The organism is Porphyromonas sp. COT-108 OH2963 (assembly GCF_000768895.1).
Lineage (GTDB): Bacteria > Bacteroidota > Bacteroidia > Bacteroidales > Porphyromonadaceae > Porphyromonas_A > Porphyromonas_A canoris.
Map to the genome: position 1 here is coordinate 38,838 of NZ_JRAP01000013.1, position 15,035 is coordinate 53,872.

Annotated in this window: 12 protein-coding genes; 4 read left to right on the forward strand and 8 right to left on the reverse strand. The window is 42.5% G+C overall.

Going from position 1 to position 15,035, the window contains the following annotated elements:
• Positions 1–117: 117 nt before the first annotated feature.
• Entirely contained in the window at positions 118–957 is an 840-nt protein-coding gene (locus tag HQ39_RS07660; protein WP_081965415.1) for a helix-turn-helix domain-containing protein, read from the reverse strand.
• 261 nt (positions 958–1,218) lie between these two features.
• Between HQ39_RS07660 and HQ39_RS07665 the strand changes: the two genes are divergently transcribed.
• The 4 genes from HQ39_RS07665 to HQ39_RS07680 all read left to right on the forward strand — a co-directional run bounded on the left by HQ39_RS07665 (position 1,219) and on the right by HQ39_RS07680 (position 6,272).
• Positions 1,219–2,310, forward strand: coding sequence for a hypothetical protein (locus tag HQ39_RS07665; RefSeq protein WP_036865195.1), 1,092 nt, complete (start codon positions 1,219–1,221; stop codon positions 2,308–2,310).
• A 157-nt stretch (positions 2,311–2,467) separates the two neighbouring features.
• Positions 2,468–3,007 (forward strand): pyruvoyl-dependent arginine decarboxylase, encoded by a 540-nt coding sequence (locus tag HQ39_RS07670; protein WP_036789254.1) that lies wholly within the window; start codon positions 2,468–2,470, stop codon positions 3,005–3,007.
• Positions 3,008–3,150: 143 nt separating this feature from the next.
• Positions 3,151–3,990: a deoxyribonuclease IV gene (gene nfo / locus HQ39_RS07675; RefSeq protein WP_036865198.1), complete on the forward strand. Its 840-nt coding sequence runs from the start codon at positions 3,151–3,153 to the stop codon at positions 3,988–3,990.
• A gap of 14 nt (positions 3,991–4,004) precedes the next feature.
• The gene (locus tag HQ39_RS07680; RefSeq protein WP_036865200.1) at positions 4,005–6,272 is read left to right on the forward strand and encodes a GH92 family glycosyl hydrolase; all 2,268 of its coding nucleotides are present in this window, start codon (positions 4,005–4,007) and stop codon (positions 6,270–6,272) included.
• A 4-nt stretch (positions 6,273–6,276) separates the two neighbouring features.
• Here HQ39_RS07680 and HQ39_RS07685 read toward each other — a convergent pair whose 3' ends face one another.
• From HQ39_RS07685 to HQ39_RS07715, 7 genes are read right to left on the reverse strand one after another with little or no spacing between them, the layout of a single operon-like run.
• Positions 6,277–7,029 (reverse strand): cell division protein FtsQ/DivIB, encoded by a 753-nt coding sequence (locus tag HQ39_RS07685; protein WP_036865202.1) that lies wholly within the window; start codon positions 7,027–7,029, stop codon positions 6,277–6,279.
• 6 nt (positions 7,030–7,035) lie between these two features.
• Positions 7,036–8,454, reverse strand: a complete 1,419-nt coding sequence (gene murC / locus HQ39_RS07690) for a UDP-N-acetylmuramate--L-alanine ligase (protein WP_036865204.1) — start codon at positions 8,452–8,454, stop codon at positions 7,036–7,038.
• Positions 8,451–9,566: an undecaprenyldiphospho-muramoylpentapeptide beta-N-acetylglucosaminyltransferase gene (gene murG, locus HQ39_RS07695; protein ID WP_036865206.1), complete on the reverse strand. Its 1,116-nt coding sequence runs from the start codon at positions 9,564–9,566 to the stop codon at positions 8,451–8,453. The genes murC and murG overlap by 4 nt, the downstream gene beginning before the upstream one ends.
• Positions 9,563–10,891 (reverse strand): FtsW/RodA/SpoVE family cell cycle protein, encoded by a 1,329-nt coding sequence (locus tag HQ39_RS07700; protein ID WP_036865208.1) that lies wholly within the window; start codon positions 10,889–10,891, stop codon positions 9,563–9,565. The genes murG and HQ39_RS07700 overlap by 4 nt, the downstream gene beginning before the upstream one ends.
• A 9-nt stretch (positions 10,892–10,900) precedes the next feature.
• Positions 10,901–12,265, reverse strand: coding sequence for a UDP-N-acetylmuramoyl-L-alanine--D-glutamate ligase (murD, locus tag HQ39_RS07705; protein WP_036865210.1), 1,365 nt, complete (start codon positions 12,263–12,265; stop codon positions 10,901–10,903).
• The gene (mraY, locus tag HQ39_RS07710; protein WP_036865212.1) at positions 12,262–13,524 is read right to left on the reverse strand and encodes a phospho-N-acetylmuramoyl-pentapeptide-transferase; all 1,263 of its coding nucleotides are present in this window, start codon (positions 13,522–13,524) and stop codon (positions 12,262–12,264) included. Before mraY ends, murD begins: the two co-directional genes overlap by 4 nt.
• 33 nt (positions 13,525–13,557) lie before the next feature.
• The gene (locus tag HQ39_RS07715) at positions 13,558–15,015 is read right to left on the reverse strand and encodes a UDP-N-acetylmuramoyl-L-alanyl-D-glutamate--2,6-diaminopimelate ligase (RefSeq protein WP_036865213.1); all 1,458 of its coding nucleotides are present in this window, start codon (positions 15,013–15,015) and stop codon (positions 13,558–13,560) included.
• Between the last annotated feature and the right edge of the window lie 20 nt (positions 15,016–15,035).

Genomic DNA, 15,035 nt, shown 5'->3' on the forward strand with positions numbered 1-15,035 from the left:
TTTACACTGCAAAGTTCCGGCTTTTCAACAACGCAGGGAATGGATAAACATGATATTAACATGGATAGATTTGACACCCATCCGGTAAAAAGCCATACGAAAAAGATTTTCCGGTATTCAGTGAGGAGGTTGAGGAGGAGTAATGATGGTGATACCGACTTCATCCCTGAAGTGCTTCGGCGAAAGTCCTGTTGCCTTTTTGAAGTAACGGCTGAAGTAAAACTCGTCTTGGAAGTTCAGCATCAGTGCAATCTCTTTTATGCTCTTGTCCGTAAGGTGAAGAAGCCTTTTGGCAGCAATGATAACCCTGTCTTGTATCAGCTGTGTAGGACTTTTTCCAAACACCTGCTTGCTCTTCCGACTCAATACTTCGGGAGAGACACCCACTTCACGGGCATAAAAAAGCACTCTCCTCTCCTCCAGATGATGCTTCTCCAAGAGCTGCTCGAACAGGAGTGCCTGTCTGTCCGTAACACTGTTCAGCTGCCCCTCCAAAGCATCTTTCTGTCTGCTGCACAAGGCAAGCAGAAGTTGGAGATAGGTTTTGATGATAGAGGAAGTAAAGGGAAGCTCCTCTTTGTCCCGGTGCTGCTCTTCTGCAATCCGGTCTGTCAGCTCGTAAAGATAGCGCAGCAAGGAGGGCGAAACTGTTACGTAGGGTTTCAGATAGGCGTTGTTGAACAACAATCCATTGCAAGCCACCTCATATTTATGGTACTCGATGCAGTAGAAATCGCTATGAAAAGAGAGTTGTCGATAGCTCTCAGGGAGCTTTGACCACACCAAACTCTGGTAAGGTGAGAGGAATAACACCGTGTTGGCTTCCGCTTCGTAGCCCGTTCCATCCACTATAAATGTAGCCCCCTGCTCCAGAAAAACAATGGTGTAAAGAGAGGAAGTAAAACTACTTTCCGGGATATTCGGCGGAAAATCTTGTATAGAGATTAACTGAGACATAGATCTGCTTGATATATATTATATTCCAACCTCTGATGGCAAAGATAACAACTCCCGACAAACTTTTCCCGTAAAGGTTCCGGATATTACATATTTTGTACGGATAAGCACTCCCCGATCCCAATCATATACATCGAATACAACAATTTGAGCATAAAAGTATAATAGAAAGGAATATTTAAGTACCTTAGCAAACCGGATGAAAGGAGTTACTCACCTTTCCTTAATAGTACAAATTATGAAATAACAGATTTGACAGGTATGATGAAATCTTTTTGGATAAGTGTAATACTACTGGTATTATCGGTTGCTACGATGAAAGCTCAAAACAGCAGATTCAACTCGTTTGCTCATAACGAAAGCATCGCCTACTGCATCACCTCCAAAGGTACACCCAATAACATTGTCCGTCTTGACAACAACTGGGAGATACTTCTCGCTTTAAGAGAGCCTCACACCATTAAAGCATTGGATTCGATCAATGTTAAGTTCACGTACAGTCAGCTGCAACTGCTTGCAGATTGGAAGTTGATCCGAAACAACAAAAACAAATTCCAAACCAATATAATAATATTGGACAGCCTGCAAACCCTCAAACTGCGCAACCATTCTAAGGAGCTATCGGAGGCTTTGGCAGGTAAAATCGGGAAAGATGTTGCCGATTTTGTGAAGCTGTTGAAGAGTGAAGGAAGAGAGCGGAACTCGTACAGCATCCTTTTCTCTTATGTTATTGATGGACTGGTATGGAAGTGTTTGGAGGAGAGAGGAGCTATCAGAAAAAAAGAACTCTCCATGAAAGAACCCTTGTGGAGCGGTGAGTTTTGGACGCTTTATCCTAAAAGAGATTTTTACTGCGGTACTAATACTCTGTCAAGCAAGGGTTACTCGCTCAAAATCAACTGGAGTGAGGGTGCTTTTTCAAGGATAAGACCTTTTATCTCAAATACCCGACAACTGGATCTTCTCTTGAGAGACTTTGAGAAAAATGGGAAAATCACGGAAGAGAACACCATTGCCGTATTTTCCAAGTTTAATTTATTCAATGAATCCGGGCATATAACCGTACCAATCCTTGAGGAAAACGATAAGAACTCACTCTATCTTGAGTCAAAGAAAATAGCCGACAGCATTGCGGATTTTCTGGAGCAATCTTTGGATATAGAGCTGTTGCGGAAAGAGTTTGGATTCGCAGACAAGTCGCAAGCAATCGTCATCCTGTATCACGAAATACTTTGGGATCTGCTTGCGGAGCTGGAAAACAAAAAGATAATCACCAAACCGACTATTTTTATAGCTCCGGATACTGCCAAGGATGAAAATGTTTCGGATCTGATCTTCTTCGTGAAAAGATAAGCGGATGAATGATGTTTCCTTTCTTCCCGAAACCAACTATTCGAGATATAAATATTATTGTGTACCTTTGCAAGGCGTAGTGAACAGGCGTATGTTCACGAACACAAAGTATTTAGGATAGATAAACAGAGAAAAGGAAATAACACGATTAGAACAGATGAGTAAGATTGTAGGAAACTTAATCCCCAACACATTCTTCATCACTAAGGGTAGTGGAGAATCGGATCTGGAACTACACGCAGGGTCATACCACATGGCGCTTTACGATGCAGGTATTTCAGACTTTAACATTATGGTTTACTCTTCCGTACTTCCTGCTACGGCAAGGTTGGTAACAATGGATGAGATAGACCTTCCTCCTTTCGGCTCGGAGCTGAAAACCATCATGTCCGTGTCTCACGGTATGCAAGATGAGTTCGTTTCTGCCGGAGTGGTGTACGCATGGATGTATAAGGATGAAAACTTTGACGAAAAGATCGGCGGTCTTGTGTGCGAAGTGAGCGGAAGGTATCGTATAGAAGAGCTTGAAGCTCGTCTTATCCGTGTAATAAATGACCTGCACGAAAAGACTTACTCCCAATACTATCTTGGCGAACTAAACTTTATCACAGAAGGTATCACCATAGAAAAGAGATATGGTACTGCCCTTGCCGGACTTTGCTTTATAGACTTTGTCCAGCCTGAAGTAAAGAAATAACGGTTTCCCAAGTAAGGGAAGAAGATCGACATATAAAATTCACAAGAAAGGGAGATCGTGCTGTAAAGTATTGTCTCTCTTTTCTGTTTTTTCAAGGGGATCTTGTTACAATCGCACTTATTCTCAAACACAGACAATAAACAATGAAATATATAGGAGCACATGTAAGTGCCAGCGGAGGAGTGGAAAATGCTCCGGTGAATGCACATCAGATAGGAGCAAATACTTTTGCCCTGTTCACCAAAAATCAGAGACAGTGGGTGGCAAACCCTCTTACAGATAAAAGCATCCACCTGTTCAAGGAGAGATGCCGCGAGTATGGCTTTGATCTGAGTAAAATACTACCTCACAACAGCTACCTTACCAATATGGGCAGTCCGGAAGAAGATATGCGACTGAAAAGCAAAAATGCGTTTCTGGATGAGATGCAACGGTGTGAGCAGCTGGGTCTGAACCTGCTTAACTTCCACCCCGGAAGCCATCTGAACAAAATATCAGAAGAGGAATGCCTGCTGAATATTGCTCATAGCATCAACGATGTTCTGGCTGAGACCTCTTCCTGTATAGCTGTTCTGGAAAATACCGCAGGGCAAGGCTCTAACATGGGATACAGATTTTCTCATCTGGCATACATTATAGAACATGTCGAGAATAAAGAGAGGATAGGAGTGTGTCTGGATACAGCTCACCTGTTGGCTTCGGGGTATGAAATCCGGAACAAGGAAGCCTACGAGGCTATGTGGAAAGAGTTTGAGGAGACTATCGGTTTGCAATATCTTCGAGGCATTCACCTGAATGACTCTATGAAGGATCTCGGCACTCGTGTGGACAGACACCACAGCTTGGGCAAAGGAGTAATGGGATTGGATTTATACTCCTATGTAATGAAAGATTCGAGACTGGATAACATCCCTATTATCCTCGAAACACCCGATGATACCATCTGGGCAGAAGAGATTGCTTACCTGCGTTCATTAGAATAGAGACACCAAAAGTTATGAAAGAGAGTCGTAGATATTTTGTACAGCTGCTACTGTGCTGCTTTTTTGTATCCGGCGTCGTAGCACAAGAACCTATTAAATGGGTTAATACTCTTATAGGAACTTCCAACTACGGAACAACCAATCCGGGAGCACAGCATCCCCACGGACTTATGAACATCACACCTTTCAATGTGATGGGTGGAGAGGGAATTAATAAGTTTGAAAAGGACAGTATGTGGTGGAGCACTCCGTTCAGCTCAAACAATAGTTTTCTTACCGGTTTCGCCCAAGTAAATCTTAGCGGTGTAGGATGTCCGGACTTAGGCTCTCTTCTTTTGATGCCGACAACCGGTGAGTTGGTATTCGATCCGGTAAAGTATGGATCGGTAATGGAAGAGCAGGTGAACCAACCGGGATATTATGCCGTAACACTTGCCAAATATGCCATCCGTGCAGAGGTTACAGCGACAGAACGTACCTCTATGGCGCGCTTTCATTTCCCTGCCGGGAAAGCAAATATCCTGCTAAACCTCGGAGAGGGACTAACGAATGAGAGTGGAGCCATAGCGAGATTTAAGGATCAGCAGACCATAACAGGAAGTAAGCTGGTCGGTTCTTTCTGCTATCATCATGATGCTGTATTCCGTCTCTATTTTGCAATGAGAGTAGAGAGAACTCCCGTAAAACATGGCTTCTGGAAACTTCAACGCTTCTTGCCGATAGACCTGGCTTGGGATAAATATACAGGGCAGTACAAACCTTATGAGGGCTTTACCCAAGAAATGTCCGGAGATAATATAGGTGTGTTCTTCTCTTACGATGTAGAAGAGCCTACCACAATCACTGTCCGAACCGGTGTCTCTATGGTGAGTGAAGAGGAAGCGATGAAAAATCTCGAAGCAGAGCAACCTGACGGGATCTCTTTTGAAACCATCGTGAGCGGTGCTCAAAAGAAATGGAATAAAGAGCTCTCGAAGATAAGAGTGAAAGGGGACAGCGAAGAAGACAAGATAGTATTCTACTCTGCTCTTTACCATACGCTAATCCATCCTAATATTGCGCAGGATGTTTCCGGGTCTTACAACAAGATGGAAACTCTTGAAAAGATTACACTACCACAAGGAAAGAAGAGATATACGGTATTCTCCCTATGGGATACTTTCCGAACAGTGCATCCTCTCTACTGTATTTTGGATCCTAAGAAGCAGTTGGAGATGATTGATGTGATGCTGGATATGTACAAAGAGAATGGTTATCTTCCGAAATGGGAGCTATACAGCCGTGAGACTTTCACAATGGATGGGGACCCTGCAGCCATTGTAATCAACGACACATGGCAACGCGGACTGAGAAACTTTGATACAAATCTGGCATTGGAGGCGATAAAACGCTCCGCCTTGGATGTTTCTAAAGAGAACAAAGTGCGTCCGAATATAGAGCTGTATGTCAAACATGGATATGTTCCGAACCAAAAGAAGCACGACAACTGTGTCTCACAGTCTTTGGAGTATTATCTCTCAGACTTTAATGCGGCTCAGTTTGCTCTTTCCATGGGAGACAAAGAGACTTACAAAACCCTTATTGCAAGAGCAAAAAGCTATACCAAGCTCTTCTCCAAAGAGTACAACTGCTTCAGACCAAGAATGCAAGATGGCTCTTTCATGACACCTTTCGATCCAAGAATTGGCAGAGACTTTCAAGAAAATACCGGCTACCACGAAGGATCGGCATGGAACTATAACTTCTACGTTCCATTTGACATCAAAAATCTGGCAAAGATGATGGGTGGAGAAAGGGTGTTTACCCAAAAACTGGATGAGACCTTCGCAAAAGGATACTATGACATGGCTAACGAGCCGGATATTGATAATGCTTATCTCTACTGCTATTTCCCTAAGTATGCTTATAGGACACAGGAGATGATTCCCGCTCTGCTGGATAAGTATTTTACGACAGCACCGGGCGGTCTTCCCGGCAATGATGATACGGGAACAATGTCTGCCTGGGCTATTTTCTCAATGCTTGGATTCTATCCTGTTTCTGCAGGAACACCTATATATGCTCTTACGGCTCCGAGATTTGATGAGGTGGTTATCGAGTTGGATCAAGAGTACTATCCGCATGCTTCACTCACGATAGAGGCAAAAAAAGAATCGCCTCAATCTAAGTACATTGAAGCGATTCTATTAGATGGAAAGCCTTATAAGAAAGGGTATATCATCTCACATAAGGAACTGTTTAGTGCTGAAAGATTGACATTTGTACTGAGAGACAGGAGGTAATAAATCATTCCCCTCTCTTGGTACAAACAATCTGATTTCTATACGAAAGATTGACAACGGAGTATTTATTCACTCCGGTACGCGGAAGTATCTTTTCGTAGAAGATATCGACCTTGCCAAGCTGTTCGTCAAAGTCTATCTTAGGACTGATACAGAATACAAACTCCCCTACTCTGGGATAGAGATAGATCTCTTTCTCTGAAACGACGTGTATAGAGCCGAAGAAGTTTCTCCATTTTTTATGCTCCTCAAGATAGTGAGCAAGATCGAGAAGATAGGTCTGCGCTGTTTTCTCCGAAATATTTCCGGTAACCACGGGAACGTAAGCAGCTCCCTTTCTATTGGGGAAAATAATGCCTTCGGTATCAATATATGATGCTTTCTCCCCGTAATAGAGAGCCATCAAAGGTTGTCTCTCTTCCAGCTCAATCTGCAAAGAGTGAGACTGAGGTGCAACATAGGCTGTTGCAGACTTGATATATGGGCTTTTTTCTATGAGTTCCTGTTCGAGTTTTCGGGTATCTACACTGCGAAGCACAGTATCCTTAATACTCAAATTCAGAAGAGAAAGCACATCAGTAGGGGTTACGAATGCCCGTTCTGCCTCATGAGAGATTTCCACAGATGTTTTACTTGGGATTATTTTATTGCCATCCTCATATTTTTGAGGAGATGCAACCAAATAGGACGCAACAAATGCAGCGCACATAAGAAGTACACCAAGTATGACAACAATATGCTTGAGTCTCTGCTTCATGGAGGTCTAAGGTAGTGCTTTTTTCTGTTTTTGGATGAGATATTCTTTAACCTCCGGTACCAATAACTCTATATCTCCCGCTCCAAGCATGAGATAGACATCTGCCGGAAAACGATCCAATGTCTTCGTCAACTCCGACTTGGAGCAAGAGGTCGCAATAACATTGGGAGAGATATGCTCCAAAATAAGTTCGGATGTAATTCCGGGCATAGGCTCTTCTCTTGCCGGATAGATGGGAAGGAGAACAACTTGTGCCTCTTGAGAAAGAGCTTCGGCAAATTCTTTATAAAAATCTGCCGTACGGCTGTAAAGGTGTGGTTGAAAAATTGCCGTGAGTCTGCTATCGGGATAAAGGACTCTCACGGAACGAATACTTGCCGCTATCTCTTCGGGATGGTGTGCATAATCGTCAATAAGGACAAAGCCCCCTTCTCCCCCGGAAAGCACTCGCTCAAATCGGCGATGAACTCCCTTAAATGAGGAGAGATTCAAACGGAGTTCTGCTTCACTTTTCCCACATAAGTGAGCTACCGCGAGGGCTGCCGTTGCATTTTCCACATTGATTTCAATAGGAACACCAATGTGCATCTCCCGGTAAACACCTCCGGGGAAATGGAAGTCAAAGTATAGCTCACCGGATCTAAACTGTAAATTATTACTATAAAAATCTGCCTGCTCATTCTTAGCATAGGTGTAGAACTGAGCACCTTCGCGTAAGCGAGGTGTACAGGTTGCATGCTTGTGCATGACTAACCCTCCCTTAGGCGAAACAAGGGAAGTAAAATGCGAGAAGGCCTCCAAATATGCTTCTTCCGTGCCATAGATATCCAAGTGATCCGGACTGGTAGATGTAATGATGGCATAGTGAGGATGAAGGGTATGAAACGATCGGTCATACTCATCTGCCTCGGCAACTGTAAAAGAAGCATCTGCGTCCAAGAGAAGATTGCTGTTATAGTTGAGAGAAATTCCTCCAAGGAAAGCATTCACACCGACATGTTCAGATGGTATCACTGTTTCTGCCATAAGACAAGCCAAGATGGTAGAAGTGGTGGTCTTGCCATGTGTTCCGGCAACGCAAAGAGCCTTAGAACGAGACGTAATCTCTCCCAAAGCCTGAGAACGTTTGTATAATTTGATCCCTTTATTTCTGTAATAAGACATCACGGAAGCATCAGTCGGGACAGCCGGAGTGTAGATAACGTAGGTATCTTCCGAGCGAAAAGCTTCGGGTATAAAGTCTGAATTGTCATCATAAAAAACTTCCGCACCTTCTGCGACAAGAGCACGTGTGATATGGCTCTCTGTTCTGTCGTATCCTCCTACTTTGAATCCGTGAAGAAGAAAATATCGTGCAATAGCACTCATCCCAATTCCTCCTATTCCAATGAAGAAAATTGGAGTATAAGTCTCTTTTATATTCATTCTCGCAATATCTTTTCCAAAATATCTACTATTTGTTCTGCTGCATTTACTCTGCCCAATGGACGGACATTTTCAGACAGTGTACGACACTTTTCGTGATCATCCAAAAGAGAAAGAGCCGTGGGGATAAGAGATGTTGAGCAGTCCGCATCCTTAACCATCAATGCCGCATTCTTCTGAACCAAAGCCATGGCATTATGTGTCTGATGATCTTCGGCAACATTTGGAGACGGGACTAAGATAGATGCGAGTCCCAATGCCGAAATTTCGGATATACTACTTGCCCCGGCTCGTGAAATGACGACAGTAGCCAAAGCATAAGCTTTCTCCATTTCGTAAATAAATTTGCGTGCCACAATGTTAGAAGGCGATCCGTGTGCTTTAAGCGCAGCCTCTACTTTTTTGAAATATGCCGCCCCTGTCTGCCACAATACTTGTATGTCTGTACGTTTGGCAAGCATATCTATCTTTGCAATCACTCCCTGATTCATGCTCAATGCCCCAAGGCTGCCTCCAATAATAAGCAGTGTCGGTTTATCAGGAGATAAGCCAAAAGCTTCAGCACAAACTTCTTTAGCCGGAAGTTGATTCGTCAAACTTGCTCTGATCGGATTCCCTGTAAAGTGTATTGGAGCTTTTGGAAAAAATCTCTTCATATTGTCATAAGCGACAAAGACAGCCTTTGCTTTCTTTCCAACAATCTTATTCGTAACTCCGGCATAAGAGTTTTGCTCCTGCACCAAAGTTGTTATGCCAAGACGTTGGGCTGCTATTAAAGTAGGGGCACTGGCATATCCTCCCACTCCTATTACGGCTTGAGGCTTAATCTCTTTGATGGCTCCTTTTACCATTCTTAGGCTTTTGAGGAGACGGTAAAATACTTTGATATTTTTCCAAACCTTCTTCCTTTGCAATCCCATTATAGGAAGGAGAAGTATCTCATAACCGGCATTAGGAACTTTTTCCTCTTCCATTCGTCCTTTTGCCCCCACAAACAGAATCTTACAAGAGGGATAACGTCTCTTTATTTCGTCTGCAATAGAGATAGCGGGAAAGATATGCCCTCCTGTACCTCCGCCACTGATAATGATATTCTTTAGCTCTTTACTCATGATTTTCTATGTTTATGGTATCCGGTATTTTCGTCATCATAATAGGATGCATCAGTTATGGGAACTTCCGGTATAACTTCTGTGTTAATGGCTATTGGGGTTTCTGCCCCGGACATTTGAGCAATGGCTTCTTCTTGTTGCTCTTCAAGCTCTCTACTTGCAGATAAAATGAGGGCAAAATAGATGGATGTTACAAGATAAGATGATCCTCCTTTGCTGATAAAAGGAAGGGTCTGTCCTGTAACAGGCATGATTCCTACATTTACCATCATGTGTATGAGAGCTTGAGTACATATAATTATACCAATCCCTATGACTAAGAATTTAGGGTAGAACAATTTTAGTCTGCTGGCCAGCTTCCCAATATAAAAGAGAAGCCAAATATAAAGAGCGATACATAGGAGCCCGGCAATAAGCCCATACTCTTCGAGGATAATTACAAATATAAAATCGGAGAAAGGCTGAGGCAAGACAAGACGAGACTCGCTATTTCCGGGACCAACACCTGTTACTCCTCCTTTTACAATAGCAATATTGGCTTGTATCCGTTGAAAGTCTTTTCCTTCATCTTCGTTCTCTTTTTCGGTCGCGTTCTTACCGATAAAGCTCTCTATCCGCGCTTTCCCTGTACCAAAGCGTCCCGGAATCTTATTTACAACATCCATCGGAAGAATTAGCAATAAACAGACAAGTAAAGCTACTCCTGCAAACATTCCTATGGTTGCTTTTATGAAGGTTCGCTTATGTACCTTTCCCAAGAAGCAGAGAATATAGGCAGTCATACCAAGAAGAAGCCCGCTGGAGATATTCTGAAGAAAAATAGGAATACAGATAGCTCCGGTCGCCAATGCAATATGTATAAAGGAACGTTTGCTGGCATACTCTTCGACAGAAAGCTTGAACGCAATATAGTTGATGAGGCAAAGGCGTGCCACCTCTGAGGTTTGAAACTCAAAACCTAAGATACTGAGCCACCTCTTTCCTCCATTACGCTCAATACCCATAAATTGGGTAAGAAGAAGTAGCACAATACCCAAAATAAGCCCAAACAGAGCGAACTTACGCCACAACTTCGTTGGAATATGAGAAAAGACCACACAAACAACAAGCGCCATGATCATAAGAGCAACGTGCTTAAGCATAGGAGCAAAAACAGAAGAATCATGAGCAAATGCCTCATTGGAAATGGCAGAATAGACGCTCAACAGAGACATGACCATCAGAAGAGCAATGATCATCCAAAGGGTCTTGTCTCCGGCAAATAGTTTCTTTTGATGAGAAAAATGAGTGTCCGGCAATCGATCTTTAGCTTCAAGTGTTGTCATAGCACTACTTCATAATAAGGTTTTTACAGCTTCCTTAAAACGGTCTCCTCTATCCTCATAATTCTTGAATAGATCAAAACTTGCACAACAAGGAGAGAGCAAAACCGTATTAGCACCGCACTCTTTTGCCATTTCATGTGCTCTTCTGACCGTGTCTTCCACATCCTCCGATACCACATAAGGAATACCGAGAGAGCCTAACTGCTGCTCCAATTTCTGATAATCCTTTGTCATAAATATAAGACCAAGAGAAGTTCTTTTTACCTCCTCTGCTATTGTAGTATAGTCATTACCTTTGTCTGTTCCTCCGAGTATCAATATGATATCTTTATCCGCCATGGCTCCAAGAGCATACTTCGTTGCATCTATATTGGTGGCTTTAGAGTCATTGATGTAGTGGACAGACCCCACAATCCCGGCATCTTCCATACGATGCGGAACACTCTTAAATGTTCTCAAAGCCTCTTTCAAAGCAAAAAGATCTACTCCGGCATGCAGAGTTGCTACTATTGCTGCCATTATATTACAGTAGTTGTGTACACCTTTTAGACTCAATTCTGATAGTTTGAACGAAAAACGTCCCTGAGGCAAAGCCACCAAAATATCATCCTCTCTTAGTGCAGCAAAGTAAAGATCTGCTTCCGGTTGTTGAGTATAAAACTTAAATCTTGCCACTTCGGATGAGATGGGATAACGCACAAGTAATTTTCTGATCTCCTCATCTTCACCAAAATAGATAGCAAGACCATCTGAAGCAAGATTGCAAAAAACCTTTCCCTTTGCATCGGCATATTTCTCTATATCATAATCATACCTATCAAGATGATCGGGCGTAATATTCAAAATAATAGAAACATAAGGAGAGAATGTCGGCATATCTTCCAATTGAAAGCTGGAAAGCTCTACCACATAAATATCTCTTCGGGAATCTTCCTGCGCATATCTGGAAAGGGCAAAACCAATATTACCGGATTCGACAGCATCCCAACCGGCAGACCTTAATACATGAGCAATAAGAGAAGTAGTCGTAGTCTTTCCATTGCTTCCGGTTACGGCGATAAAATTTGCGCCCTCCATATGGCGCGCAGCAAACTCTATTTCTGATATTACTTCACATCCATTCTCTCTTAATTGTAAAATTATTGGAGCTGTTTGTGGAATACCCGGACTTTTTACCGCGATTGTTGCATCGCTTATATTTTCCCAAGTGTGTCCTCCTTCCTCGAAAAGTATTCCAGCAGAGTTTAGAGACTCCTTAACTTCAGTCGGTATATTATTCTTATCCGAGACAAAGACTTCGTATCCCTTCTTTTTCGCTAAAAGAGCAGCTTGTAGTCCACTCTCTCCGGCTCCTAAAACGACAATCTTCTTCATCTCAACTTCAAAGTTATGATAGTTAATATAGCAAGTATAGCACCTATTAGCCAAAATCTTGTTACAATCTTTGCTTCAGGAATAGGTGTAATAGGTTTTTGTATTATAGCATCTATCCCCTCGTCCCCCGGTTTCTGAAAGTGATGATGTAGTGGAGCCATCTTGAAGATCCGCTTACCCACTCCTTGTTTTTTCTTTGTGTATTTATAATAATATCTCTGCAATATAACGGATAGATTTTCTACAACAAATATTCCACAAAGGATGGGCAAAAGAAGTTCTTTCCTTATAACTATTGCATAAACAGCTATTATACCTCCGATGGTAAGACTTCCTGTATCCCCCATAAATACTTGTGCAGGATAAGAATTGTACCAAAGAAATCCCATCGTTGCTCCCACAAATGAGGCTGCAAATACCACTAACTCCTCTGCTCCGGGAATAAACATGACATTCAAATATTCGGCAAAAGTGAGGTGAGATGAGACATAGGCAAGAATACCCAATGCCATTCCCATAAAAGCCGAAGAACCTGCTGCAAGTCCATCCAATCCATCAGTCATGTTAGCTCCATTGGAGACAGCTGTTACAATGAAGATACAAGCAATAATAAAAATGAGAAAAGTCAACATCTCCTTATGCCTGTTGAAACCCGAAACAAACCAGCTATAATCGAAATTATTTTCCTTGACGAACGGAATTGTTGTTGTGGTGGATTTCTCCGGAACAAGATTATAGGTTACAGTTATCTCTTGTGTTTCTTGGTGTCTTACCTCATGATTTTCCAAAATGACTACACTCGGACTCATGAATAGAACAACGGCAACAATAGTACCGAGTCCTACCTGTGCAATGATTTTATACCTGCCTCTCAAGCCCTCTTTATTCTTCTTGACAAGCTTAATATAATCATCTATAAATCCTAAAACACCCAGCCAAAGAGTGGTAAGAATCATCAGTATGATGTATACATTATTAAGCTTGGCAAAAAGAAGTACCGGTATAAGTAGAGACACGATGATGATAATCCCTCCCATAGAAGGTGTTCCTGCCTTACTCTTTTCTCCCTCTAAGTCCAATGGACGGATGATTTCCCCCAATTGCAGCAGTTGAAGTCGAGCTATAATTTTTTTCCCAACGATGGTTGCCAGCAACAAAGCCAAGACAAAAGCGATGCCGGAACGAGTTGTAACATAAGAAAAAGCATTGATTCCCGGCACTTGCAAAGATTGCAGATAGTCTATCAGATAAGTAAGCATAAGGATTAAGAATGGAAATAAAGCATTAGACCTTTACATGGATTTATAGCAGTCAAGAACCTCCTCTACATCATCAAAATGGTACTTTACGCCACGTATTTCCTGGTAATTTTCATGTCCCTTACCGGCGATAAGAACAACATCTCCTTTCTTCGCCAACATACATGCCGTCTTAATAGCCTGCTTTCTATCTTCAATGGTCAGTACTTGGGCTTTTTCATTTGGAAGCAGCCCGCTTTCCATCTCTTTAAGAATTTGCATTGGCTCTTCATCTCTCGGATTATCAGAAGTCAAGATAAGCTTGCTACTCCACTTTGCTCCTACTGCCGCCATGATAGGACGCTTCTCTTTATCCCGATTTCCGCCACAGCCAACGACTGTAATCAGCTCTCCTTTGCCTTGTACCAAGTCGGAAACCGTATGTAACACATTTTCTAAAGCATCAGGCGTGTGAGCATAGTCTACAACGGCCACAAATCCTCTCGGAGACATTATGGTCTGAAATCTGCCATTAACCGGTATCAGACTACTCATAACGGGAAGTAGAACCTCCTTCTCGACACCCAAGAGTCTTGCAGCTCCATACACCGCCATAAGATTATATCCGTTGAAATCTCCTACGAAATGAGTAAAAATCTCTGCGCCGTCCATGAGCATTTCGGTGCCATCCAAATGCTTTTCTATAATCTTTCCCTTAAAAGTAGAATCGGTCTTGAGCCCATAAGTATAAACAGATGTTTTGGCATTTTGTACCATCACCATACCATTTCTATCATCCACATTGGTCAGGGCAAACGCATCTTGAGACAACTGATCAAAAAATCCCTGTTTGGCTCTGAGATAATTATCGAATGTCAAGTGATAGTCCAGATGATCATGCGTAAGGTTCGTAAATATACCACCGGCAAATGTTGTCCCTCCTATTCTGTGTTGAACCACAGCATGAGAAGAGACCTCCATAAATGCGTAGCTACATCCCTCCTCCACCATTCTGTGCAAGAAGTATTGAAGAGTAAGAGCATCGGGAGTTGTACGAACAGCTTCTATCTGCTCATCTCCTATTCTGACACAAACCGTAGAAAGCAAGCCGACCTTATACCCCAACTTTCTGAACACCTCATACAGTAGTGTCGCAGTAGTTGTCTTTCCATTTGTTCCGGTAACTCCTACCAGCTTTATCTTATCAGACGGATGTCCGTAAAAATTGGCAGCTACCATTCCCACAACAACATCGGTATGTTCTGTGCGGATAATGGCAATCTCTTCCGGCAGATCATATTCGGGAAGTTCTTCACACAAGATTGCCACAGCTCCCTTTTCTACTGCTTGACAAATAAAGTCGTGTCCATCCGAAATAGTTCCACGGATAGCAACAAAAAGATCTCCCGAATTTACCTTTCTTGAGTCGGATTGTATTCCTTTAATCTCTATATGCCCCACATCCGCCAATTGCTCATGAGGAATTCCCTTAAATAGTTGCTGAATTGTCATATATTGGTATCTGTTCTTTT